Origin of the sequence: Pseudomonas putida (assembly GCF_002025705.1) — a bacterium.
Taxonomy (GTDB): domain Bacteria; phylum Pseudomonadota; class Gammaproteobacteria; order Pseudomonadales; family Pseudomonadaceae; genus Aquipseudomonas; species Aquipseudomonas putida_J.
Map to the genome: position 1 here is coordinate 2,573,450 of NZ_CP018846.1, position 24,034 is coordinate 2,597,483.

Below are 24,034 nucleotides of genomic sequence, written 5' to 3' on the forward strand. Positions count from 1 at the left end.
TGTGAAACTCTCCATTAACATCATTTGAAGGGTTGCTCATGCACCCCTTGGTTTTGACCTCGCCGAACACGTCGGCCGAGGTAGCTTGCCGCCCTCCGGGTCTCCTCCTGTGAGGCCCGGGTGGCCGGTTCTTGCGGTGCGGCCTCAGTTGAGCCCGCGCACTTCGATTTCTACCCGGCGGTTGGGCTCCAGGCACTTGATCAGTTGTGGCCGTGGTTGCTGCATGTCGCAGTTGACCAGCGGTTTGCGGCTGCCTTCGCCCTGGGCGACCACCAGTTCGGCGGGCACGCCCTTGCCGACCAGATAGGTGCGGATGGTCTGCGCCCGTTGTTTCGAAACCTGCAGGTTGCCCTGGCTGTCACCGAGCTGGTCGGCATGGCCAGAGATGACGATCTTGCCGATATTGGGGGTGTTCAGCAGCTTGCTGGCGATCGCGCTCAGCTGGTTCTGGCCCTCGTTCTTAAGGCTCTGGAAGTCGGCGCGGCCGAAGGCGAACAGCGTGTCGGACTCCAGCGTGATGGTCTCGATCGAACGCAGCGACTGGGCCCGCAGGCTGTCGATGTAGTTACGCGAACTGGACATCAGGAAGGCGTTGTCGAGGATGCGCGGCACGTCCGGCTCACGGATCTGGTCGCTGTAGAAGGTGATCTGGCGGCTGGCGTACAGGTAGTCCTGGTTGCCACCTTCACTGCCGGTAGCGGCCATGCTCTTGCCGGTATGGCGGGCGATGGCCGGGTACCAGTAGTCCGGCAGGCGTGCCTTGAGAAATGCCGGGTCGGCCTTCTCGCGCTGGGCCGGCGAGAGCATCACGTAGGTGTCCAGGGTCGCCTTGCCGAAGTCGGCGATCGACTGTGCGCGGTTGTCATGTGGCAGGGCTTCGGCCTCGACGCTGTCGACGCCAGTTACCGGTTGCAGCTCGCGGCTGTTGCGCTGGTAGACCTTGAGTGTGGTCAGCAGGTACAGGGTGCGGGTCAGGTTGTCGGCCGTGGGCTTGAGCATCACGTTTTGCAGGGTCGCGAAGTAGCGATTGCGCAGGATCGGCTCTACCTCATGGCCCTGATACAGGCCTAGGCGCATGCCCAGCGGCACGCCCTGCTCGTGGTGCTGCTGATAGTAGTGCGCGGTCCAGAAGCGCAGACGGTCAAGGCTGCGCCAGGCGGTGTACTGGCCATTGGCGGCCTTGTCTTCGGCCTTGGCCTGGGCCAATTCGTCGGCGATGCTGGCCAAAGTGGCGCGGTTGTTCAGGTACGACCAGCTCCACAGGCTGCACAGCACCAGGCCCGCCAGGCTGGCGGCGCCTACCCAGGCGCCCTTGCGCCGGCGTTCGCGATGGTTGCTGGTGTACAGCGCTACCAGGTGCTGGTCGGGGATGATCACCTTGCGGAACAGGCTGTTGATGAACAAGGGCGCAGGCTGGCTGCCAGCACCGGCGGCGTCTGCGTCCTGTTCGAGGGCGAAGCGTTCGGCCACATGCTGGCCGTGGCTGCCCCATTGGGCCTCGTCAGCCTCCAGGGCGGCGGTGAAATAGAAGCCCCGGAGCATCTCGGCATTCTGGTAGGGGTTGGCACGCAGCAGGCTGTCGACGAACTGCTGCAGGCGCGGTTTGAGCGCCGCCAGTTCCAGCGGGAAACGGTAGGCGGCGTCGTTCTGCCGGGTCACCTGGATGTCCTGCTGCACCAGTTGCTGGCTCGCCACCTGCTGCCAGTAGCCGGTCAGCTCGTCCATCGCCTTGCCAAAGCGTTGGCCCCAGTCGGCCTGCTCAAAGCCTTTGTGCGAGAAGGTCTTGCCCATCACCTCGCCGCGCGCGGCATCATCCAGCTGGCGGTAGAACGGGGTGAAGCCGGGGATGAGGTCGCACTTGGTGAACACCAGGTAGATCGGCAGGCGCACTTCCAGCAGCGCGCAGCTTTCCTGGATACGTTCGCGCAGGCGCTTGGCCACGCGTTCCTGGTCTTCGGCCGAGCCATGCAGGATGTCGGCGATGCTGACACTGACGATCAGGCCATTAAGCGGGCGGCGTTGGCGATGCTGGCGCAGCAACTGCAGGAAACCACGCCACTTGCCGGCTTCTTCAGGGCTGTTCATGTAGCGCCCGGCGGTGTCCAGCAGCACTGCTTCGGAGCTGAAGAACCAGTCGCAGTTGCGCGTGCCGCCCAGGCCCGCCACCCGTACGCCTTCACGCTCGGCATAGGGGAAGTTAAGGCCCGATTGCAGGATCATGGTGCTTTTGCCCGCGGCCGGCTGGCCGATCACCAGGTACCAGGGCAGGGCGTACAACGCATCCTTGGCCGCGGTGCCGCGGGGCTTGTTGCTGTGCAGGCGCTCGATGCTCTGTAGCAGGCGCTCGCGCAGCAGGCTGATCTCCTCGCGGTCGGCCGGGGTGGCATTGAGCACCGCCTGGTCGGCGTCATCGCGCAGCAGGCCTTCGAGGTTGTGGTGCTGGCCGGCACCGCGGTACAGCAGCAGTACATAGCCCGCCGACAGCAACAGGAACACGCCGATACCCGCCAACAGGCTGTGCAGCGAAGCGAAGCCCAGGGCGCGGCCGATGGCCCAGACCAGGAAGATCGCCAGGAAGAACGCCACCCCCAGCAGGTAGGGTTGGTAACGCAGGCAGTAATACTTGATCTTGTTCATACAGGCGTCGCATCCAGCGCATCGACGAACTGGTCGATGACGTGTTCAAGAGGTCGGTCGTAGTCGTATGTGCGTGGCGCCGCTGCCAGCGGGCCGAGCAACTGCAGGTGCTGCTGCGCTTTGGCGCAGCCACTGAGCAGGCGATAAGCGCTGCTGGCATGGCGCGATGGGAAGCAGAACAGCCGCGGGTGCATGAAATCGTCGGCCAGCAGGCTTACCGTCGGCACGGTCGGGTGCCCGCTCATGCGGGTCAGCCAGGTCAGCCAGAGGTCGGCCGTGGGGTTCTTCAGGCCGCGCTCGGCTGGCAGCGGCAGTTCGATACCACCGTCGAAGTCGCCGTGCAGCGTCACCCAGCTGGCCCGCAGCCGCGCCAATGCAGTGGCACTGTCGAAGCTTGGCCAGGAGCCGTGCAGGGCGCGGGCGACGTCGGCAAAGCTGAAATCGTGGAGGAACTTGGCGTGCACGCGGCGGAACAGGTCGAGGTCCTGGGCCTGCAGCGGGCGCAGCGCCTTGACCCGTTCGAACAGGCTGGCGCGGTCGGCGCCTTGCACTGCCTGGTGCAGCAACGGCTTGATCTGCGCGCTGAACAGCTCACCCAGGGTGAACGGGTTCACCAGCGCCGCGCCTTCCTCGCCCTTGAGCAACTGGAAGATGAAGAACGGGTAGCGCCGCTGGCTGGCGTCGCGCGAGCTCAGCAGGCCACCGAGCAGCCAGTTGCCATTGCGCGCACGGTAGTTGAAGAAGCACATCGGCAGTGCGTCGAACAACGCCTGCCAGTCTTCGCGGTGGCGCATGGCCGCCAGCGAGGACTGCAGCCAGGCGTCGAACTCGCAGACTTCCTCCGCCGCGCCATGCAGGCTGACGAAGTCCGCACTCGACGGCAGTTTGCCGAAGCATCCGATCATTGCGCGCCCCTGTCGTTGAGGGCGCTGAGGGACTTGACGTCACCCAGGTCGGTCAGCTTCACCCCACCGAAGTTGCGCACCACCAGGCTCACGCGGCCGTTGGCGGTGTTCCAGCTAAAGCGCTGCTGGATGCCGTCGAGGTCCTCGACCCGGGCGCTTTCATTCATGCGCAGCAGGCCCCAGCGCCCCGGGAAGTCGAACACGGTGACCCGTGCGCCGCTCAGGGTGACCACGTCCAGGCGGGCACCCGGGGCGTTGTTGGTGCCTGGCCAGGCAAAGCGGTTCCAGCTGCTGCGGCCGTTGCGGTAATGCTGTTCCTGGCCGTCGAGGGTGAATACGATGTCGGTGAAGCTGGCCGAAGGCTCGAGCATGATCTCGAAACCGTTGTCACGGTCCGAGAGGCTGGCGATCACCTGGCCCACGGAGCTGGCCTTGTCGATGCTGTTGAGCATGCCCGGGTTGACCAGCGCCGGCCCTTTGCCGTCACCGGCGCCCAGGCCTTCACCGCCGGCCAGGTTACCGATTTCGTTGCGCTTGAAGGCCGGCAGCAGGCCGCTGTCGGGGTCGACGAAGCGCTGCAGGTCTTTTACCGACGCCTCGTTGCGGCTGCCGCCGGCAATCGGGTAGCGGTGCGCCATGACCTGCTCCCATGGCTTGGCAATCTGCTGTGCCCAGGCCTTGGCGATCTGCTGGCCGGCCGGGTCGCGCAGGGTCGCCCAGGCGTACTGGATCGGCAGGCTGAACAGCCCCTGCAGCGACCGCGACAGGCCGTCCTGGCTGGTGTCGACGCTGCTTTCCACGTAGTTGCGCACGGTGGTGACTTCGCTCGGCTGGCCTTCAAGGGTTTCGCTGATCAGCTGTTTGCTGCTTTTGCCGACATCCTGCGAGCGCTGGATGTTGTTCATGCGCACCTTGAGCTTGCGCAGTGCAGCCAGGTAGCGGTCCATGATGGTGCTGTCGGCACCTTCAGCGTTGTTCTCGGCAAACACCCGTGCCACCGGCTCGAAACGCTTGGCCAGGCTGCCGTCGTCGACGGCTGGCAGGGCCGGGGCGACGCTGGCGGGGAGGGCATCCTTGGCATCGAACAACCCGCTGACCTTGCTCCAGAAGCCGTCCTCGCGGGCGGCACCTGGGGTCGGGATTGCCTGTTTGACTGGCAGGTCCCACTGGGTGTTGTCGTTGACCGCCGCCAGCAGGTTCTTCACCGGCGAGTTCTGCACGTCGCTGAGCAGGCCCAGTTGCTGGGTGGCCGAAGCCAGGTCGGCGAAGGGACGCACGCCGACGCTGCTGACCATCTTGTACCAGGCCTGGGTGTAGTCCCGTTTGTAGCGGGTCATGAATTCGCGCACGAAGTTGGCCTTCTGCACGATGGCATCGCCACCTTCGCCGTCCAGTACCCAGTCCGACTCGTTGCGCAGGTTGCCCGACACCAGTTTGATCAGCTCGGGTTTGACGAAGGTGTCCCAGCCCTGGCGGGTGTAGATCGCCGGCACGCCAGTGGAGCCATACAGCAGCGCCCGGCCCGGTTGCGGCACCAGGTCGTTGAGGCTCAGCGCCGGGAACTGGCGGCTCGATTCGAGCTGCAGGCGCAGGTATTCGCGATCGACCAGCGAGCTGGAGATCATGAACGCCTTGAGGTTTACCCGGGTTTCGTTGATCAGTTGCTCGTTGCGTGGCAACGACGGTGCCTCGCCCTGTTCCAGCAACTGTACGTAAAGCGGGGCGTTCTCTTCGATCACACCGACGTCCGCCGGGGTGCCCTCACTGGTTGCGCTGGCCCAGGCCTGGGGCAGGCTGGCAGCGACGAATGCCGCGTCCGGGTGGGCCTGCGGCTCGGTCAGCAGCAGGTACAGCTTGAGGGTGTTGTAGGCATCGATGATCGACGCCACTTGCTGCTCGTCAAGGCGCCCGAGCATTTCCTCGGACAGCGACAGGCCCCCGGTGGTGGCGGACAGTTCGGCGGCATCGCTGGCGGTGGCCAGGTTGACCTTGGCGGCGTAGGCACCGGCGCGGGTATTGCCCAGCGCGGCCTGGGCCCTGGCGGCAACTGTCGGTGCCAATGGCTTGCCATTGCGCTTCTTCGGTTGCGGCGCCGGGGTGAACTCCAGTTCCTGGTTGATGCCGTTGGCGAAGGTGTTGAAGGCACGCATCTGCACCTGCAGGTTGCGGGCGATCGGTTCCAGTGCCTGGCTGCGCAGTTGTGTCAGGTAAGCCGTGCGGGCCACCTGGTGGATCGCCTCGCCATGGTACAGGCCGGCACTCAGTTGCAACGGCACGCCCTGCAAGCGATGGGCTTCAACGGTTGCCATCTGTTGGCGCAGCACTTCCAGGCCCTTGCCGGCTGCCAGCAGCTGCTCGCGGTCTTCTGCCTGCTCGATCTGCGCCAGTTGCCCGCGCAGGCTGTCCAGCCACTGGCGGTTGTTGGCGAACGACAGCGCTTGCCAGCCGATGAACAGCACCCCGGTGGCTGCGGCCAGGCCCAGCAGCAGCGGGCTGAATGCAGCCTGACGGCCCAGGCGCGACTGGAACAGGGTCAGGTCACGGTCGGGGAAGATCACCCGGCGGAAGGTGTCGGTAATGAAGTAGCTGCGGTTGCCAGTGGCCTTGCCGGTGTTCTGGCTGCCGTCATCGTAGGCAGCCTTCAGGGCGAACTCGTCGGCAATCGCGTCTTCGTAGACCTGCCCCAGGTGCTGGTCGGTCTGCAGGGCGCTGGTGAAGTACAGGCCGCGCAGCAGCAGCGGGGCGCCGCCGCTGTGGCCACGGGTGAAGTGTTCGAGGAACTGTTCGAGCACGCCGCTCAGTTCGGCGAAGTACTGGGGGAAATTCAGCAGGGTGCTGTCGGCCTCGGCGCCGAGGGCGATCATTTGCGCGTCGACGTGCTGGCGAACATGACCCTGGAGGTTCTTCAGGCGCGTCTGCAGCACGGCATGCAGGCCATTGTTGCGGATTTCCGAGAGGCCGAAGGTCATGCCCAGCGGCTGCTGGCGTTCGTGCAGGTCAAGGCCTTCGAACGCCTGGCTGAAGCCCGGCAGCTGGTCGGTCTTGCTCAGCATCAGGTAGATCGGCGGGTTGCCGTCCAGGCACTCGGCGTACTCTTCCACCCGTGCCGCCAGCTGGGCGGCCTGGGCATTGCGCTCGTCGCTATTGGAGGCCAGCAACTCGGGCAGGCTGACCACCAGTACCAGGCCGTTGATCGCGGCTTTGCCACGCTGTTTGCGCAGCATGCGCAGGAAGGCCGAAAACTCGCTGGCCGACTGGTCGTCGCGCAGGTAGCGGCCGGCGGTGTCGATCATCACCGCGTCGGGGCTGAAGTACCAGTCGCAGTGCTGGGTGCCGCTTTCGCTGTCGTTGGTCGTGGCGATGCTGGCCGACAGGCCCGAATGGGTCAGTAGCGAGGTCTTGCCAGCAGCTGACATGCCAATCACCAGGTACCAGGGCAGGTCGGACAGCGCCGCCTTGCCGCCACCGCCGGCGGAGCGGTCGGTGCGCAGCATGGCGATGGCGTGCTTGAGGCGCTCGCGCAGTACCTGCTGGTCACGGAACTCGCCGGTGGCATTCCACGAGCGGTCGACTTCGAGCTGCAGCAGGTTCTCCAGGTTGTGCTCGGCGCGGATACGCTGGTACTGGCGCAGCACGATTACCAGCAGGAAACAGGCGCTGATGATCGCCAGCGCTTCAGGCACGTGATGGCGCAGCACCGGCACCAGCGGCGCGACCAGCCAGCAGATCAACAGGCTCGCCAGCCACAGCAGTGGCAGGAGAATCCAGAAACTCTTCAACAGACGCAGTAATGTTTTCATGTCTTCCTGACTCGGCTACCTGAGGTCTGCTCAGGCACTGAACAGCTGGCGGATTTGTTCGGAAAGGGCGGCGACGTCCTTGTCCAGCAACCAGTCGAGCGTCAGGTATACGGCGACGCAGACCAGCGCGATCAGCGCCAGGTACACCCACAACGGCACTTCGTGGCGCAGCATCTGCGACACCTGATCGGGCAGCGCCCAGTCCGGCGAAAGGGCCTTGGGCGCCTTGCGGTAGCGGGCGATGTCCTGGCCGAGGGTGTTGGCCAGGTAGCGCAGCTGGTCCTTCTGGCCGATGCTGAATTTGCCTTCGAAACCCAGGGCCAGGCACAGGTGGTAAACCTCAAGCACATCGATGTTCTGCTTGACGTCGGCACGCAGTGCGTCGACCTTCTCGTAGAAGCCTTCACCGGCCAGGTGCACGCCGAAGTAGCGGAACTGCAGCGGTTGCAACTCGAAGTGCCGGCGCAGCTCGTTGTCGCCCGAACGCAGCACGCTTTCGTCGAGGAACGCACACAGGGCGTACTGGGTGTCCTTGACCTGCTCGACGCTGTAGTTGGCGGCGCGGGCATCGCGTTCAAGGTTGGCGAAGAAGCGCTCGACGCTGCCTTCGAAGGCCTGCACGGAGGTGACCTGGCGGCCACGGCGCACGATCAGCGCCATGCTGATGAAATCCTGGACCAGGTCCTTGAGCGTCGGTTTGTCGTTGGCGGCCGCGACGGCGCCCTGTTGCAATACGGCTTCGGTCATTTGAGCACCGCCATCAGTTCAAGCTTGAGGTTGGTAAAGGCGCTGGGCGCATAGAAGCAGACGGTCTGGGCATTCATCATTCGCTCATACACATGGCCGTGGGGCTCGATGGCGAAGTACTGGTTGTCCAGGCGCACCGGGATTGCGTTGGGCAGGCGCGCGGCGTGGTTCAGGGTGACGCCGGGCATGGCGCTGTTGACCACCACCTCGATGTCTTCCGGCGAGCCGACCTTGAACGCCCGCGGTACCAGTTCCAGCAGGCTGGCACCGGGCATGTCGGCGTGCACCGCGATATAGAAGTCGGCTTCGGCCAGGCGCGGGTCGCGCAGCTGGCCCTGCCAGTAGCCCGGCTTGGTCTGCGCCAGGTTGATGACGATGCACTGGTTGGGCACGACGTTGTCGAGCATCACCCGGATCATCTCGTCGAGCTTGACCAGCGAAGCCGCAGGGTCGCGGTGGTCGTACTCGGGGACGTCGCTGAGCTGGGTGTCGAGGGTAAAGGTCAGCAGGCCGCCGGCAAGGTCAGCGAGGAACAGGTACAGGCGCTCCGGGTGCAGGCGCGGGTGGGCCAGCAGGTGTGCCAGCTGCGGGTGGGCACGGTTGACCGTGTTCAGCAACCAGAACAGGGTGACATCACTGGAGCCGAACTCGGCGATCTGGTCGGCACGTTCGCGGCGCCGGCCAGACAGGGCCTTGCTCTTGGCCTGCAGCGCACCCAGCAAACGCTTGCCGATGCCGGCCAGGGTCTCGTGGCTGCCCAGGTGCAGGGTCGGGTGAACGAAATGCGGGTCGAGGTTGAAGCCGCCCATGCTGTTGCGCGTGAGCTTGGCCAGCGGGCAGTGGCTGTAGCCATCGAGGCTGTCACCGTCGACCAGCAGCACCACGTTCAGGCGCAAGCTGGTGATTTCATTTTCCAGCTCGCCCTCGTTGAGGTCGGGCAGGGTATCGAACTGCTTGCGAAAGCGCCGGGCGGCCTTGTGCTCCTGGCCGTCTTCGACGTAGTTGAGGCCGAACGGTTCGGGCAGTTTGAGCGCGGCGTATACCTTCAGCTCGTTGGCCTTGAGCAGGTCCTTGAGGTCGCGCGCGGCAGGCAGCGGGTCGTGCTGCGGTGCGTCGTACAGGCTGCCATCTGGGAACACCAGCTTCAGGCGCTTGAGCTGCAGCGAACCGTTGGCCAGGGCATCCTCGTCCACCTGCAACACCTGCACGCCCCAATGGAACGGGGTGCCGCGCAGGGTCGCCTCGGCCAGCTGGTGCTGGTGGAACTCATCCTGGTACTGGAAATGCTGGGGCAGCAGGAACATGCCTTCCGACCACATCACCCGGCTCTGCTTGCTCATTTGACGCTATCCACTAAAGAGTTGAGGGTTTTATCTGCAGCGTTCTGTGCCGACTGGCCGGCCACATCGGTGGCCTTGTCGAGCATCGCGTCCTGCACCTTGTCGGAGAGGGTTGGCGCGCCATCCTTGGCCTTCTGTGCGGCCGCCAATTGATCGGCGGTGGGCGGTTTGTTCAGTACGTCGACGCCACGCATGGCGCTGATTTCGGTCTTGTCCACCAGCACCCGCAAGCCGTCGGAGGAGAACCAGATGCCGTCCTTGCGCAGCGAGTTGGCGTCGAAGGCGACTTTCCAGCGGGCGTCCTGTTCATTGCGGAAGAACGCCGCCACACCGACGTAACGCGCGCTCTTGGCCAACGGCCACTGGTCGATCTGGCCGAGGCCCGGCAGCAGGGTGATCTCGCGGGCTTCAACCAGAGTATTGCCGAGGGCCTTCTCCGGGGTGTCCCAGAGGGTCTCGGCATCGGCTGCGGCGAAGCGTTCGAGGTCGGTCAGCTGATACACGCGCATCACCACCGACAGCGGTTTGCCCTCGACATCGGGGTTGAGCTGGTTGCCGCCGTCGGAGGTCAGAATGACCTTCTCGCTGTCGGCCAGCATGTCGGCCGCCCAGCTGTCATCCATGCGCTTGCCGATACGGTCGGTGACCCCGCAGCCTGCCAGTGCCAGCAGCAGGGCTGCGGTGGTCAGTCGCTTTAGGGTGGTGTGCTTGTGGTGCATGACGGCTAAACCTCCTTGTACGGATCAGGCCAGGCGATAGGCGAAATCGCCATCGCTGCCCAGCTCGATCGCCAGGCGCTCGATCGGCGCGTCCTGGGCCATGCGCTCGAGCACGCGCTGGGCGAGTTCGGGCATCAGGGTCTGGGACAAGATGTTGTCGATGTTGCGCGCACCGCTGTCGACTTCGGTGCAGCGCGCAGCGATAGCCTTGACCAGCGCCTGGTCGTAGCTCAGTTCGGCCTGGTGGTTGCGGGCGAAGCGCTTGGCGATGCGCTCGAGCTTGAGGGCGACGATGCGCTCGAGGATCTGGTCCTGCACCGGGTAGAACGGCACGATGCTCAGGCGGCCGAGGAAGGCCGGCTTGAACACCTGGTTGAGCTCGTCGCGCAGGCCCTCGACGATGGCTTGCGGGGTCGGCAGTTCGGCGGCGTTCAGGCAGGTTTGCATGATGCGCTCGGTGCCAGTATTGGACGTGAGGATGATCACCGTGTTGCGGAAATTGATCTCGCGGCCTTCGCCGTCATCCAGCACGCCCTTGTCGAACACCTGGAAGAACAGTTCGAGCACGTCGGGGTGGGCCTTTTCCACTTCGTCGAGCAGCACCACGCTGTAAGGCTTGCGGCGCACGGCTTCGGTCAGCACGCCGCCTTCGCCGTAGCCGACGTAGCCGGGTGGCGAGCCCTTGAGGCTCGACACCGTGTGAGCCTCCTGGTACTCGGACATGTTGATGGTGATCAGGTTGCGTTCGCCGCCGTACAGGGTGTCGGCCAGGGCCAGCGCGGTTTCGGTCTTGCCAACACCGCTGGGGCCGAGCAGCAGGAACACGCCGATCGGCTTGTTTGGGTCTTCCATGCGGGCGCGGGAAATCTTGATGCGCTTGCCGATCTCGTGCAGGGCGTGGTCCTGGCCCAACACGCGTTCGCCAAGCAGGGCCGGCAGGCGCTGCACGGTGTCGATCTCGTCACGCAGCATCTTGCCCAGCGGGATGCCGGTCCAGCCGCTGATGACCTGGGCGATGGCGCCGCTGTCGACCAGCGCGTGAACCAGTGGCTGGTCGCCTTGCACCCGGGCCAGCTCGGCGCGCAGGGCATTGAGCTGCGCGGCATCGGCGTCGTTGGCGGCATCCAGCGCCTTGAGCTGTTCGACCAGCGCCAGTTCTTGCTGCCACTGCTCGTTCAGTTGCTGTTCCTGCTGCTGCCCGGCCTGCAAGGCAGCCTGCAGCTCGCCGAGGCGGCGGCCGTGGTCGTGGCCCTTGCCGGCTTCGTGGCCGAGCACGGCAATTTCGGCCTGCAGGTTGTCGATCTGCCGGCGGCAGTCTTCCAGCGCTCCGGGCTGGGACGATTGTGCCAGGGCAATGCGCGCGCAGGCGGTGTCGAGCACGCTGACGGCCTTGTCGGGCAGCTGGCGGCCGGTGATGTAGCGGTTGGACAGGCGCACCGCCTGCACCAGCGCTTCGTCCATCACCGCCACCTTGTGGTGCTCACGCATCTTGCCGAGCAGGCCACGGAGCATGTGGATGGCCTTGTCTTCGTCAGGTTCTTCGACCTTGACCACCTGGAAGCGGCGGGCGAGGGCGGCGTCCTTCTCGAAGTACTTCTTGTATTCGGCCCAGGTGGTGGCGGCGATGGTGCGCAGCTCGCCACGGGCCAGGGCCGGCTTGAGCAGGTTGGCGGCATCGTTCTGCCCGGCCTGGCCGCCGGAACCGATCAGGGTGTGGGCTTCGTCGATGAACAGGATGATCGGGTGCAGGCTACGCTTGACCTCTTCGATCACGGCCTTGAGGCGGTTTTCGAACTCGCCCTTGACCCCGGCACCGGCCTGCAGCAGGCCCAGGTCGAGGGTGTGCAGGGCGACCTCCTTGAGCACTGCAGGCACATCGCCCTGGGCAATGCGCAGGGCCAGGCCTTCGACCACGGCGGTTTTACCCACGCCGGCTTCACCGGTAAGGATTGGGTTGTTCTGCCGACGGCGGGTGAGGATGTCGACCATCTGCCGCACCTCGAACTCGCGGCCCAGCACCGGGTCGATGCGGCCTTCGCGGGCGCTCTGGGTGAGGTTGACGGTGTATTGGTCCAGTGCCGGGGTCTTGCCGCCGGCCTTGGTGTTGCTGGCTACCGGGGTTGCCGGGCTGGCCAGGGCGCTGGCCTGTTTCGATTCGGCACTGCCTTCGACCAGGGCCGCGAGGTTCAGGCGCAGGTCGTCGGCGTTGACCTTCTCCAGCTCAGGTGCCGAAGCGACCACCACGCGGCGTAGTTCGGCGTCGTCGAGCAGGGCCTGCAGCAGGTGGCCGCTGCGCACCTGGCCGACGCCGTATTCGATCGAGGCCAGCAGCCAGGCTTGCTCGATCATGCGGGTGATGTGCGGCGACAGCGCCGGGGTGCGGGTGTTGCCTTTCTTGAAGGTACCCAAGGCAGTGACCAGCTGCGCCTGCAGGCGCTCGGCAACCACGTCGTAGTGGCGCAGGATCGGTGCCAGGTCGCTGTCGCTGTTGTCGAGCAACTGCAGCAGCAGGTGCTCCACCTCGACGTCGTAATGGTGCTCCGACAGGCACAGGGCCGCCGCGCTTTCAGTGGCCGTGCGGCTGGTTTCGTTGAGCTTGGCGAACAGAGACTTCAGGTTCACAAGGCGACCCCATCGTAAGGAATGTGGAAAACGGCGCAACGCGAAGGCTCTGCGTCACGGCCCGGGCGTTTGAGCCAGCCCAGCCAGCCCAGCGCGACATTGCCGCTGCGGCCCAGCTGAGCGCGTGGTACGGCCTCGCGCTTGAGGCGCGGGGCGATTTCGAAGTCCAGCTCGGCGCCTATATAGAAGCGCACCAGTTCGACCAGCTTGCGGTAGCACGCGGTACCCGGCTGGAAACGCTGGTAATCGGCCAGGCTCAGCGGGCCCAGCTCGATACGGATGCTCGACTGGTAGTCCCAGACCCGGTTGCCGGCGACTGCGCTTTGGCCCAGTTGCGCGTTCTTGCGCCCCAGCTGGGTGCATTGCTCGGGCTCCAGGTTCAGCCAGCGCCCGGCGAACTGCTTGACCTTGATCTGCAGCGAGAAATAGAAACCGAGCATCACTTCAAGGTTGAGCGCGTTGCGCGGCTTCTGGCTGAGCAGCCCGGCAAAGTAGCTGAACAGCTCGCGGGGCAGCGCCGAAGGCTGCTCTTCGAACTTGAGCTTCTGCGCACGCGGGCCCAGGCCGACCAGGTTGAGCAGGTAGCCATCGAAGCCCGAGGTGCCGTTGCGCTCGTGCTCGATATGGAATTTGTACTTTTGCCAGGCCTCGTAGAACAGCGTGGTCATGCGGTGCGAGAAGATGTCGAGAAACGCATGGGCGGCATCGTCGCGGTACTGCACGTGGCGTTCGAGCAACAGCTCGGTGTACGGGCGCGGCAATACGCCCGAGGGCCCGACCAGGCCCATGAAGGTGACCTGCACCTCCGACAGCGGCAGGCCGGCCGTAGACACCTTACCTTCGCGTTCGAAATGCAGGTCGCTGACCTCGCTGGCCGGGAACGCCAGCGACAGCTGGGTGCGAAAACGCAGTGGGTCTTCGTGCGGCCGGGTAGCCAGGTCCATGCGCCCGGTACGGCTGTAGTGCAGGCGGAGCAGTCGCACCAATTGGAAGAATTCGAATCGGTGCGGTTCGGCTCGTGCCTGATCGATCAGACCAGGGGCTGATCGCCAGTGCGTGCTGGCCATTGGACGATTCTCTTTTCTCGTTGTTGGGAGCGCAGGCTCAATTGGGTGAAGCTGTTCATCGAGCAGTACTGGCCGAAGAAGTGGTCCAGCACCATGCCGAACAGGAACACGCCGCTGCCGGTAAACTGGCTTTCGTCGAGGGTCAGGGTGATGCCCACGCCACGCACGAAGTTCGGCCGCGGGTGGCCGATGCGCGCGACCACCGGCTCGCTGCTGATCGCCTTGATGCCGTTGATCTGTTTGCGAATGGCCGAGACGTTGCGGTAGTTGTACAGCGACAGCAGCTCGAGCAGCACTTCGCGGCCCTGGCTGACCAACGACAGGTGGTTCAGCGACAGGTGGGCGATCAGCCGCCAGATCAGGCCCTTGCCCAGTGGCACGCGCACGGTCGCGGTGGGCTTGCGCAGGCAGCGGATATCCTTGATCACCGAGCTGGCCGGGATGTTGAAATCACCGTGCTCGCCACCGAACGGCAACATCAATGGCACGTCGCGGTTGCTGCAGGTCAGGCCAATGCTCAAGGTGTCGCTGCTGCCGTCGATCAGTTCCAGGTCGCGGTCGACCACACGGATGCTCATGGCCGTGGCGTCACCCTGGTTGCGCCGGCGGGCGATCCAGAAGCTGGTGTGCGGGTCTTGCTCGCCACGTGGCTCGAAGAACGGCTGGCAGGTGGCGACCTGGTCGATGCCGCCGAGCTTGCGCACCCGCCGTACGCGGTCGATCGACACCACTTCGGCGGCATTGTGCAGCCGGGTGTCGGGGGTGACCGGGTATTCGTGCTGGGTGTGGGTCAGCTTGATGGGTTCGGCCTGCTGACGGAACAGGTTGATGATCGGTGTGCAGTTGAGCTTGAAGTTGTTGCGCCCGATGTTCTGGCTCAGCCGCGCCAGGCGCTCGCTGAGGTCGTAATCGGAGAAGTAGAAATTGATCTCGACCTGCTCGATCGCCTTGCCCTGGAGGATGCGGGCAAAGCCACTGAGGTCGAAGAACATGAATTTGTCGGGGAAGGTGAAGTACTCGTGCAGCAGGCGGTAGCCCAGGAACGAGCGCTCGGAGTAGTCCACCAGGCCTTCGTCGCGGGCATAGCCCACGGCTTTCAGGGCATTGGCCGGCAGGGCGACTTCGCGGCTGCGGCCTTCGTCCTGGAAGCTCAGGGTGGCTTTGGCCAGGTTGTTGAACAGCAGTTCGTAAAGCTGCAGCATCAGCGTCGCTTCGCCGTCGAGGAAGAACCGCAGGCGGTCGATTTCCATCTGGCCGAACAGTGCATCGCCGGTGGCTTGCAGGCGGATGCGCAGGCGCGCCACCAGGTCGGCGCTATGGCCGTTGAACGCCGAGCGCTCCATTTCGGCGAACGAGGCCTGTTGCACGCTGACCGGCCACAGTTCTACCGGGTAGCAGGTGCGGAACTTGCACACCACGCCTTCCACCGCATTGGCATGCATTTCGGTGTGGCGCGCCACGCGGTAGGCTTCGGTGACTTTTTCGTGCTTGCCCAGGCTCAGCTCGGCGATCGACATCGATGGCGTAGGGCGCAGGTAATGCGGGTACAGCACCTCAAGGAAGGATTCGACGATCTCCGGAAACTCGTCATCGAGCTTTTTGTGCACCCGCGCAGACAGGAACGAGAACGCCTCGATCAGGCGCTCGGTGTGCGGGTCTTCGCAGTTGTCGCCTTCGATCAGCAGCCGCGAAGCGATCTTCGGGTACTGCGCGGCAAACTCCTGGCCGAGGAAGCGCAGGTGCGACAGTTCCTTTTCGTAGTAGGGCAGCAGTTCGTCGAGCATCAGTTGAGGTTCTGCACTTTGTATTCCTGGGTGTTGACCTGCAGCACGGCGTCGAACGACACCTGGCGGCTGATGTCCTGCAGACGCAGCACGGCGTCCACGCGGAAGGTCAACATGCGGTGGCCGTTTTCCTGGGCCAGCAGTTGCACCCGCACCCGGCGGAAACGCCGGTCGCCGGTGCTGATCGCCCGCTCCAGCTGTTGCTGGATGAGCCGGCGATCATGGGGGTCGAGCACGCTGCGGCTGATGAAGTCGGGCATGCCGTATTCAAGGATGGAACCACCGAGCTGTCTGAAGCCGTCGAGCTCCTCGGCGACCAGGGACTGGCGGGTATTCACCAGCACCTCAAGGTCGCGGACGATGCTCGCCTTGTACTCGGCCAGCGAGCAGGTGCGCTGCGTAGCCGCTTCGGCCGACTGGTACGGACGGTCGTCCAGCAGTCGGTCGAGCAGCGAGGGCAGCAGGCGGGCCTGGTTACTCATGTGTCATCCCTGTACACACCGGCCGGTCAGCCGCGGGCGCCTTGCGGCAATTCGGCGACCAGGCGCAGCGAGGCGGTCAGTTCGTCTAGCTGGTAGTGCGGGCGCAGGTAAGTCACGGCCTTGTACACGCCTGGCTTGCCGGGCACCTCGAACACCTCGGCGCGGGCTTCGCGCAGCGGGAACTTGGCCTTGGCCTCCTGGCTGGCGGTGTCGTCCAGCAGCACGTAGCTGGCCAGCCACTGGTTGAGGAAGCGCTCGACGTCCATGCGCGAGGCGAAGCTGCCGATCTTGTCGCGCATGATCGCTTTCATGTAGTGAGCGATGCGCGAAGTGGCGAAGATGTACTGCAGCTGCGCCGACAGGCGTGCGTTGGCATTGGCGATGTCGGTGTTGTACTGCTTCTGCTTCTGCGCCGACTGGGTGCCGAAGAACGCGGCGTAGTCGGTGCCCTTGCAGTGCACCAGGGGGATGAAGCCGAGGTCCGACAGCTCTTTCTCGCGGCGGTCGGTGATGGCGATCTCGGTCGGGCACTTCAGGGCGATTTCGCCGTCGTCGGTCTTGAAGGTGTGGGTCGGCAGGCCTTCGACCAGGCCGCCACCTTCCACGCCGCGAATGGCCACGCACCAGCCGTAGCGCGAGAAGGCATCGGTGACGCGGGTGCCGAGGGCGTAGGCGGCGTTCATCCACAGGTACTTGTTGTGGTCGCGGCCGTCGACGCTTTCGACGAAGTTGAATTCTTCCACCGGCGTGGTATCCGGGCCATATGGCAGGCGGCCGAGCACGTGGGGCAGGGTGAGGCCGACGTAGCGCGAGTCTTCCGAGGCGCGGAACGACTTCCACTTGGCGTATTCGACGGTGTCGAAGATCTTCGCCAGGTCACGCGGGCCGGACATCTCGGTGAACGAATCCCAGCCGAACAGCTCTGGCGAGGCGGCCGAAATGAACGGCGCGTGGGCCGCGGCGGCAACGTGGGAGATTTCTTCGAGCAGGTACATGTCTTCGGGGCTGCGCTTGAACTCGTAGTCGCCGATCAGCATGCCGAACGGGGCGCCACCGAAGGTGCCGTACTCTTCTTCGTAGACCTTCTTGAACAGCGCACTCTGGTCGAATTCGCTGGCGGCCTTGAGGTCGCGCACCAGGTCTTTCTTCGAAGCGTTGAGCAGGTGGATCTTCAGCGTGGTGCTGGTCTCGGTCTGGTCGACCTGGTACTTCAGGCCGCGCCAGGAGGCTTCCAGCTGCTGGAACTCACGGGCGTGCATGATCTCGTTCATCTGCTCGGAGAGCATCGAATCGATTTCGGCGATGCGCGCGTCGAGTACGGCGATCAGGTCTTTGCTCGGGGTCATTTCACCCTCGAGCACCTGGTTCACCAGTTCGCCGATCAGGTCGCGGGTGCGGTTGCGCTCGGTGTCGGAGCGGGCCACGCGGCTTTGCGAAATGATGCTGTCGAGCAGCGAAGGCTGTGGTGCGAAGTTTTCCACTTCGACCAGGTCGCCGGCCTGTTGCGGTGCGGTTTGCTTGTCGGTCATGTTCGGGCTCCTGCTCAGGCGCGATCGTCGCTGGACGGGTCTTTCACTTCGGCTTCACGGCCGAATTCCTGGCCCAGGGTCTTGAGCTTTTCGGTGTTTTGCAGCACGTCCATCAGCAGCTCTTCGAGCTTGTCGTTGCCGCCCATCTTGTTGCGCAGGTCGGCCAGCTTGTTGCGCACTTCCAGCAGCTTGCGCAGCGGCTCGACCTGCTTGACCACGTTCTGTGGCTCGAAGTCTTCCAGGCTGTTGAAGTTCAGTTCGACGCCCAGCTGGGTGCCGTTCTTGGCCAGGGTGTTGTCGACGCGGTAGGTCAGGCGCGGCTTGATGCCCTTGAGCACGCCGTTGAAGTTGTCGCGGTCGATGAAGACGAACTTGCGGTCCTTGAGCTTGGGCAGCGGCTCCAGCGGGTTGCCGGAGAAATCGCCCAGCACGCCGACGACAAAAGGCAGCTCCTTTTTCTCGATGGCATCACCGATGTCCACGTCGTAGGTGATATGGACCCGAGGGGCGCGAACGCGGTCGAGTTTGTGCTGGGTGCTTTCCTTCTTCGCCATCGTGTTCTCCAGTGCGAGCAATTCGCTGCGAATCATTGCGCGGCCCGCCAGCGGGCCCTGCGCGTTACAGTCCTTCGATCGTCAGCAGCAGGCGCTGCTTGATGTCGTCGTTCATTTCCAGAATGTTGTCGCGCCCCACCAGTTCTTCGAAGCTGGTGTTGCCGGCAATTTGCGTGCTGCTACGGATGACCGAATCGTCAGGAAGTTCCGAACGTACCGGCGAACTGATGACGCAGAACGGCAGGTCGCCAAAGCCCTTGAGGCGCTCGAAGCTGAGCCCGTAGCGCAGGCCTTCGAACAGCCGGCCAAGGCCCGGCGATTTGCTCAGGCAATAGAACAGCACCAGGTAGTGCACCACGAAGCGGTACAGCTCGGCGCTGCTGCGGTTGGGGTCTTTGATGACGTTGCGAAACTGTGCCAGGTCGAAGGCGTGGAAGCCCACCACCCAGCGCGTCGGGCTGGTGATGCGGATGACCTGGCCGCTCTGTTCGAGGACCTTGTCGTATTCCAGCGGGAACAGTTCGGGGGTGGTGCTGATCAGGTTCAGCGGCACTTCCAGTTCGCTGACCAGCTGGAACGGCGCGGCCGAGCCAATGCGCTCGTAGAGTTCGATCAACGACTGGAAATGGCCCTGGGTTTCGCGCCCGCTGCTGCGCTGGGCGCCTTGCAGGTATTCGCCAAACAGGGTTTGCGGACGGATCAGCGGTGCCACGGTGGCAAGGTAATCCGCCGCCTGCGCCTTCAGCGCATCGGAGATCGCCCGCGTCTGGCTACGCAGCTTGATCAGTGCTTCGACATCGAATGTCTGTGTCATCGGTACATCGTCCATGAGCCTGCTTGATCGTCCTGAAACGCCAATGGCGTGGACCTGAAATCGCGCCTCTCGGCTGCGGCAAATTTGAGTGCTGGCACATGAATATCGTGTTGCCAGCAATGCCGAGTAGGGCACCCCGCTTGGGAAGAAGTTCCGGCGAGGGGCGCGATTTTTTCCCTGTTATGTGAAGTTGCGCAATGATGGCGCCGTGCTATTGGCGAGGAGTTTCGACTACTGAAAATGGGGCTTTGACCCCTAAAGTCAGGGGGCTTAAGTGTTAAAAGAAGGGTAAAAATTGGCGTAAAAAGTTTTTTGCAAAAAGTGAACCTGGTCTCATTTCGTGCCGGCTCGGACGTTTTGGGAATGCCGATTTCCATGATGGCAATGCGACGGAATGCGCCGTACGGATGATGGACTTTCGCACCTTCGGCGCACGCGTTTGGATAGGTCTCGTTTGCTGAGCAGATGCTTGTGGGTGCTGTTGCCTGTGATTGGCATGTTCAGCAGAATGTTCGCATGGATGAAGGCAACCCACGGCAAGGAGTCAGCATGATCGACCTGAGAAGCCCGGATGCAACGCTGCGTGAGTACGCCCAGCGTTACGCCGACCTGCTACCTGAGTGGTCGCCGCAGTTGCGGCAGCGCATGAGCTATACGCTGGAACCTGATGCCCCCAGGCTGCCGCGTATCAAGCCCGCCTGGCTGAGCGACAGGCATTGCACGTTATCACCGGAGCAGGCGCTGGACCGCGCGCAAGGTGCACTGTTGGGGCTGGCGATTGGTGATGCGGTTGGCACGACCCTGGAGTTTCAGCGGCGCGATCAGGGGCATGTCACCGACATGGTCGGCGGTGGTCCTTACCGCCTGGCGCCGGGTGAGTGGACCGACGATACCAGCATGGCCCTGTGCCTGGCGGACACCTACGCAAGCCAAGGCAAGTTCGATTACGCGACCTTTGCCGATGCGATGGTGCGCTGGTATCGGCAAGGTGAGAACAGCGTCAATGGGCGCTGCTTCGACATCGGCAATGTCACCCGCCGAGCGCTGGAAGGGTGGGAAGCCCAAGGGCTTGCGTGGATGGGCAATCTCGAGGCCTCGACAGCGGGCAACGGTTCGTTGATACGGCTCGCGCCTACGGCCATTTTCAGGCACCACTCACTTTCGGCAACCTGGTGGGAAAGCGTGACGCAGAGCAGCGTGACCCATGGCGCGATCGAGGTCTCTGAGTGCTGCAAATTGTTCGGTGCGCAGCTGCATTTGGCGCTCAATGGGGCGGACAAGGAGGAGGCATTGTCGCCAAAGGTACGCCCCCTGCAACCCCGGGCCTTGATCATCAATGCCGGCGAGTACAAGCACAAATCCCGTGAGCAGATTCGCTCGTCTGGGTATGTGGTCGATACCTTGGAAGCAGCGCTGTGGGCTGTTTGGAATACGGACAATTTCCGGGATGCGATTCTGTTGGCGGCCAACCTTGCCGATGACGCCGACAGTGTGGCGGCGACGGCGGGGCAGATTGCGGGCGCCCTGTATGGGGTGTCGGGCATGCCGCCGGCGTGGGTGGCTAAAGTTGCCTGGTCGCAACACATTCGTGATTTGGCTAGCCGAATGTTTGAACTTGCGCCGCCGGATGATGAGTTAGATGAGCTTACTTACGACCAACAGTGAAAATTTCTGTATGTGGGTTGCGTGCTCTCTTGCCGAGACGCTCAGGTTAAGCACGATTGGCGCTCTGCGTCCGATTGATCAAATGGATTGAACTCATGTTTACCGTTGAGCGTTTTTTTCAAAAAATTTGGTCGGCATGGCTTTTGATGGTAATCATAGCGGTGATGATCATTGGCGTTAGCCCGCCATTTTTTATCATCTTGTCAGCCAGTGCGTTGGTCGCGATGACCGTGTGGTGCATTGAATGTGCCTATCGAACTGAACGCTTTGTTGTCTATGCTAACCTGCGGCTCTTCTTTAATCTTTCTTTCGCGCCTTTATTCGCTACCCTGCTAGCGATGGGCATCAGCTACAAAAAGATGAAGCTTGGCGGTGTTGCCTCAGCTGCACTATGCCTCGCTCCGGTAGTTTTTACACTGTTGGCATATGGCTTGGTTTGCGTCTGGCCTGGCAAAAGCAGCGTGCTTCAGTTCGACGGGCTTCGCGTAGAATCCATCGAGGCTCCGGAGCCGGTTAGGTGGTGGCAAGCCGGGCTGGGTGCGGGGCTGAGCAGTTTGACCTACCCACTGATGAAAGCTCATGATGTGCCGATGACCGGGTTGATCTACTTCTTCGTGTTCATGGCCTTGTTCATGGTGTTCTACAACCGGGACAAAATATGGGCTTTGAGGGCGCTGAAGGCACGTGAGGCAAAAAAGAACTGTCGATATACCTTCAGGGATGTAGATGCCATTAGAGCCCTGCGCGCCGCTTCGTGGCTGGGCAGGCTTTTTGCTGTCAGGGGGAATGGCGAGTGAGGAGAATTAGCGCTGCGCTGGTGGATTGATCAGCCCCTGCTTATTCACCCATGTTGATGCATAACTTCTTGACCTCTACATTTTTGCAGGGCCACCTATTTTCTGTATAGCTGTCAGGGACAAAGCAAAAGCCAGGGTGACTTACCCAATAGGTCTGCCAGGCCGAGCCAGATTTTCTGAGTTGGGGGCAACTCGTATAGTCTAGTTTGTTGAGCGCTACCGTGGTGAGAATGGCTGCGAGGTGTGCGACCACAATTAATGAGTAGACAGACGCTTTCAGCATCGCTGTCTGGAATTTTCCGAACACGGACTTATTGTGTGGCGCGAATCGTTCGCCTGTACATATCGCAAAAGCACTGGCAACAACGCAAGCGAGCATGACAGGCGGGGCCATGAGCAAGCCAAAAGCCATATACGGGACCTCGATAACAGAGGCGAGACGCCACATCTGGCCGTAAATGGGAAGCACGTGTGTGATTAGCCAGTAGACGGCGAACAGACCCACGCTTGCGCAGATGAGTAAGGTCAGAGCAGCTCGAAGCCTGAATGCTATTGATCCAGTTTCGCTGCTAGCCGATGTCATTGAGTCCGCCTTGAATAGGAGGGCAAGGTTGCCCGTCCATCATCCCTGCGACGGCTTCTCCCCCATACGCGCCTTGAGCTTGCGCAGGGTAGGTGATTCGCCCCCTGTCAGCTCGATGCGAAACTCGGCAAAGGCGTGCTCGAGATCGCCATACTGCTGCAGCCCCTCTTCGGTGAACAGGTAGCGCCCGGGGATGTCGCGCCACTCCATCGGGGTGCGGATACGTTCCTGATCTGCCGCCTTCAGCAGTGGCTCCAGTTCGACGCTCAGCTTCATCGCGACAGGGTCTTGCGCCTTCAGGCTGTCGATGACTTGGCGAAGCTTGAGTGACTTCTGTTTGAGTGTTTCAGTGTTCATGGTCAGCCCTAGTTGGAGATGGTGCCCATCAGTTTCGGAGTGCCCCATTCGCCGCGATTGGGCGTGAGGTACTGCATCGCTTCGCCGCTGCGTGAGATGGCGCCACCCAGCTCGGTAGTAGGTGCAACTTTACTCACAAATACCTCGGTTGGCTGCAACGGTGACATTTCAAAGATCGAATACCGTGTCGATTCACTGCCCAGTGGCAAGCCAAAGCTGTCAGCCAATGTCTTGCCGGACCTTGCCGCCGCCTGAAGCTCTTCATGGGTGGTGAAGAAAGGAGAATAGGGTGACACGCCTTGCCCTTCAGGCACGATCTTGACCAGTGCGGAGTCGATCATCTTCACCTCGGGGATGGTCGACCCGGACGCCACCTGGTCGAACGCACGCGAGTAGATGGTGGTGGCATCGGCATCCGGGGCTGCGGCCTGCAGCTTGCTCAGCAGCTTCTCGCCGTCTGCTGTGTTGAGGAAGTCTTCGATCTGGGCGTTCGACAGACCCTTGGTCTCGAAAGTGCTGACCTTCTTGATCTGGTCTTCCATCGAGGTGAAATTCGGGTCCTGCTTGCTGTAGAACTCCCGCAGTGTTTCCGGCTCCGCCGGCTTGAGCGGAGTCGCCTCCTTGACCTGCAGCTCCGGGTTCGCCAGCAGCTTCTGCTCGTTCTTCGCCAGCCATGCTGCCAACTGTTTGTTGGATATTTCGGCCTGCAGTCGGGCGCTGCGTGTGGCAATACTTTCCGCACTGCTGACTATGCCTGCTTTCAGCTGCCCTCGGGTCAGGTAGGTGACAATGGCCGTCAGCAGCAGCAACACCAGTTGCTCCTGACCGCGGGCCAGTTGGCGCGCGGCGCGCTCGACGCGCTCTTGGGCTTGCGCCGACGAACCGCCGGTCGGGTCCAGGCCAGCGGGCTTGAGGCCATCCTCGGCAAACCAGGCGGTGGCCATGCCTTGCTGTAGGGTCGACAGGCAGGCCGGCAGGCCCTGGTAAAAATACTCGGCAATGGCAGACAGCCCCAGGCCCATGAGGATCAGGTTGCCGACCTGCAGGCCGATGCCGGCACCGGCCACAGCGCCCGGCGCCGCGCCGACGCCAAAAGCAAAGGCCCCGGCCACGCCACCAGCGAGCGAGCCCACCGCCACGCTGCCACCGAGGATCATCGACACTTCTTTGACCAGCTGCAGCAGTACCGGCAGGATCTGCTCGATGCCGATGGAAGACCACTTGCGCTTGAGGTTGTCCTGGATGATCGGGTAGGACAGGGCCATGGCCTGGCGTACGTTGTCGATGCGCTGGCCACCCAGGTAGCCATAGGCCTGATTGGCGCCATTGCTCACTCGGCGGCTGAACCCGTCCCAGGCTTCGTGGGCGCTGTTCAGGCCGCTGTCGACGCTCTGGTTGAGCTCGCTGAATTTCTGCTCGAGATTGCGCTCGATGTCTCCCCAGCTGGGGATGTTGGTCAAAAGATCCATTTTCGCTTCACTGTCCATGGAGGTGGGCGGCGCTTCGGCGGCGAGCGCAGCATGTCGCGTCAGACCTCGAGATTGGCGTGAAGATCCGACGGAGCGTTCATTGTTCTCATGAGAGGGGTGTGCGGCAATGATGGCAATTAAATATCGTTGTCCGAATCATGGT

Annotated in this window: 17 protein-coding genes; 2 read left to right on the forward strand and 15 right to left on the reverse strand. The window is 63.1% G+C overall.

What is annotated here, in order from left to right; all coding sequences use genetic code 11:
- Positions 1–144: 144 nt before the first annotated feature.
- From tssM to BUQ73_RS11665, 13 genes are all read right to left on the reverse strand, one after another.
- Positions 145–2,637: a type VI secretion system membrane subunit TssM gene (gene tssM / locus BUQ73_RS11605; protein ID WP_079228056.1), complete on the reverse strand. Its 2,493-nt coding sequence runs from the start codon at positions 2,635–2,637 to the stop codon at positions 145–147.
- Positions 2,634–3,542 (reverse strand): type VI secretion system-associated protein TagF, encoded by a 909-nt coding sequence (tagF, locus tag BUQ73_RS11610; protein ID WP_079228057.1) that lies wholly within the window; start codon positions 3,540–3,542, stop codon positions 2,634–2,636. The genes tssM and tagF overlap by 4 nt, the downstream gene beginning before the upstream one ends.
- Complete coding sequence (locus BUQ73_RS11615; RefSeq protein ID WP_079228058.1) at positions 3,539–7,342, reverse strand: type VI secretion protein IcmF/TssM N-terminal domain-containing protein; 3,804 nt, start codon at positions 7,340–7,342, stop codon at positions 3,539–3,541. The genes tagF and BUQ73_RS11615 overlap by 4 nt, the downstream gene beginning before the upstream one ends.
- 30 nt (positions 7,343–7,372) lie before the next feature.
- Complete coding sequence (gene icmH, locus BUQ73_RS11620; protein ID WP_079228059.1) at positions 7,373–8,089, reverse strand: type IVB secretion system protein IcmH/DotU; 717 nt, start codon at positions 8,087–8,089, stop codon at positions 7,373–7,375.
- Complete coding sequence (gene tssK, locus BUQ73_RS11625; RefSeq protein ID WP_079228060.1) at positions 8,086–9,429, reverse strand: type VI secretion system baseplate subunit TssK; 1,344 nt, start codon at positions 9,427–9,429, stop codon at positions 8,086–8,088. The genes icmH and tssK overlap by 4 nt, the downstream gene beginning before the upstream one ends.
- Positions 9,426–10,148, reverse strand: coding sequence for a type VI secretion system lipoprotein TssJ (gene tssJ, locus BUQ73_RS11630; protein WP_079228061.1), 723 nt, complete (start codon positions 10,146–10,148; stop codon positions 9,426–9,428). Before tssJ ends, tssK begins: the two co-directional genes overlap by 4 nt.
- A 24-nt stretch (positions 10,149–10,172) precedes the next feature.
- Positions 10,173–12,770 carry a type VI secretion system ATPase TssH gene (gene tssH, locus BUQ73_RS11635; RefSeq protein ID WP_079228062.1) on the reverse strand — a complete coding sequence of 866 codons (2,598 nt, stop codon included), beginning with the start codon at positions 12,768–12,770 and terminating at the stop codon, positions 10,173–10,175.
- Complete coding sequence (gene tssG / locus BUQ73_RS11640) at positions 12,767–13,837, reverse strand: type VI secretion system baseplate subunit TssG (RefSeq protein WP_079228063.1); 1,071 nt, start codon at positions 13,835–13,837, stop codon at positions 12,767–12,769. The genes tssH and tssG overlap by 4 nt, the downstream gene beginning before the upstream one ends.
- Positions 13,801–15,621, reverse strand: coding sequence for a type VI secretion system baseplate subunit TssF (gene tssF / locus BUQ73_RS11645; RefSeq protein WP_079228064.1), 1,821 nt, complete (start codon positions 15,619–15,621; stop codon positions 13,801–13,803). Before tssF ends, tssG begins: the two co-directional genes overlap by 37 nt.
- Positions 15,621–16,103: a type VI secretion system baseplate subunit TssE gene (tssE, locus tag BUQ73_RS11650; protein ID WP_079228065.1), complete on the reverse strand. Its 483-nt coding sequence runs from the start codon at positions 16,101–16,103 to the stop codon at positions 15,621–15,623. Before tssE ends, tssF begins: the two co-directional genes overlap by 1 nt.
- Before the next feature lie 26 nt (positions 16,104–16,129).
- Positions 16,130–17,632, reverse strand: a complete 1,503-nt coding sequence (tssC, locus tag BUQ73_RS11655) for a type VI secretion system contractile sheath large subunit (RefSeq protein ID WP_060511716.1) — start codon at positions 17,630–17,632, stop codon at positions 16,130–16,132.
- A 14-nt stretch (positions 17,633–17,646) separates the two neighbouring features.
- Positions 17,647–18,186, reverse strand: coding sequence for a type VI secretion system contractile sheath small subunit (gene tssB, locus BUQ73_RS11660; RefSeq protein ID WP_060511758.1), 540 nt, complete (start codon positions 18,184–18,186; stop codon positions 17,647–17,649).
- A 64-nt stretch (positions 18,187–18,250) separates the two neighbouring features.
- The gene (locus BUQ73_RS11665; protein ID WP_079230539.1) at positions 18,251–19,000 is read right to left on the reverse strand and encodes a hypothetical protein; all 750 of its coding nucleotides are present in this window, start codon (positions 18,998–19,000) and stop codon (positions 18,251–18,253) included.
- Between the two features lie 549 nt (positions 19,001–19,549).
- Between BUQ73_RS11665 and tri1 the strand changes: the two genes are divergently transcribed.
- Together tri1 and BUQ73_RS11675 are read left to right on the forward strand one after the other, a co-directional pair.
- Entirely contained in the window at positions 19,550–20,665 is a 1,116-nt protein-coding gene (gene tri1, locus BUQ73_RS11670) for an ADP-ribosylarginine hydrolase Tri1 (RefSeq protein WP_192858697.1), read from the forward strand.
- A 95-nt stretch (positions 20,666–20,760) separates the two neighbouring features.
- The gene (locus BUQ73_RS11675) at positions 20,761–21,462 is read left to right on the forward strand and encodes a hypothetical protein (protein ID WP_079228067.1); all 702 of its coding nucleotides are present in this window, start codon (positions 20,761–20,763) and stop codon (positions 21,460–21,462) included.
- 622 nt (positions 21,463–22,084) lie between these two features.
- Here the strand turns inward: BUQ73_RS11675 and BUQ73_RS11685 are convergent.
- A complete protein-coding gene (locus BUQ73_RS11685; RefSeq protein WP_079228068.1) occupies positions 22,085–22,402 on the reverse strand; it encodes a hypothetical protein in 318 nt (105 codons plus the stop codon).
- An 8-nt stretch (positions 22,403–22,410) separates the two neighbouring features.
- Positions 22,411–23,871, reverse strand: coding sequence for a DUF6861 domain-containing protein (locus BUQ73_RS11690; protein WP_079228069.1), 1,461 nt, complete (start codon positions 23,869–23,871; stop codon positions 22,411–22,413).
- Positions 23,872–24,034 lie beyond the last annotated feature (163 nt).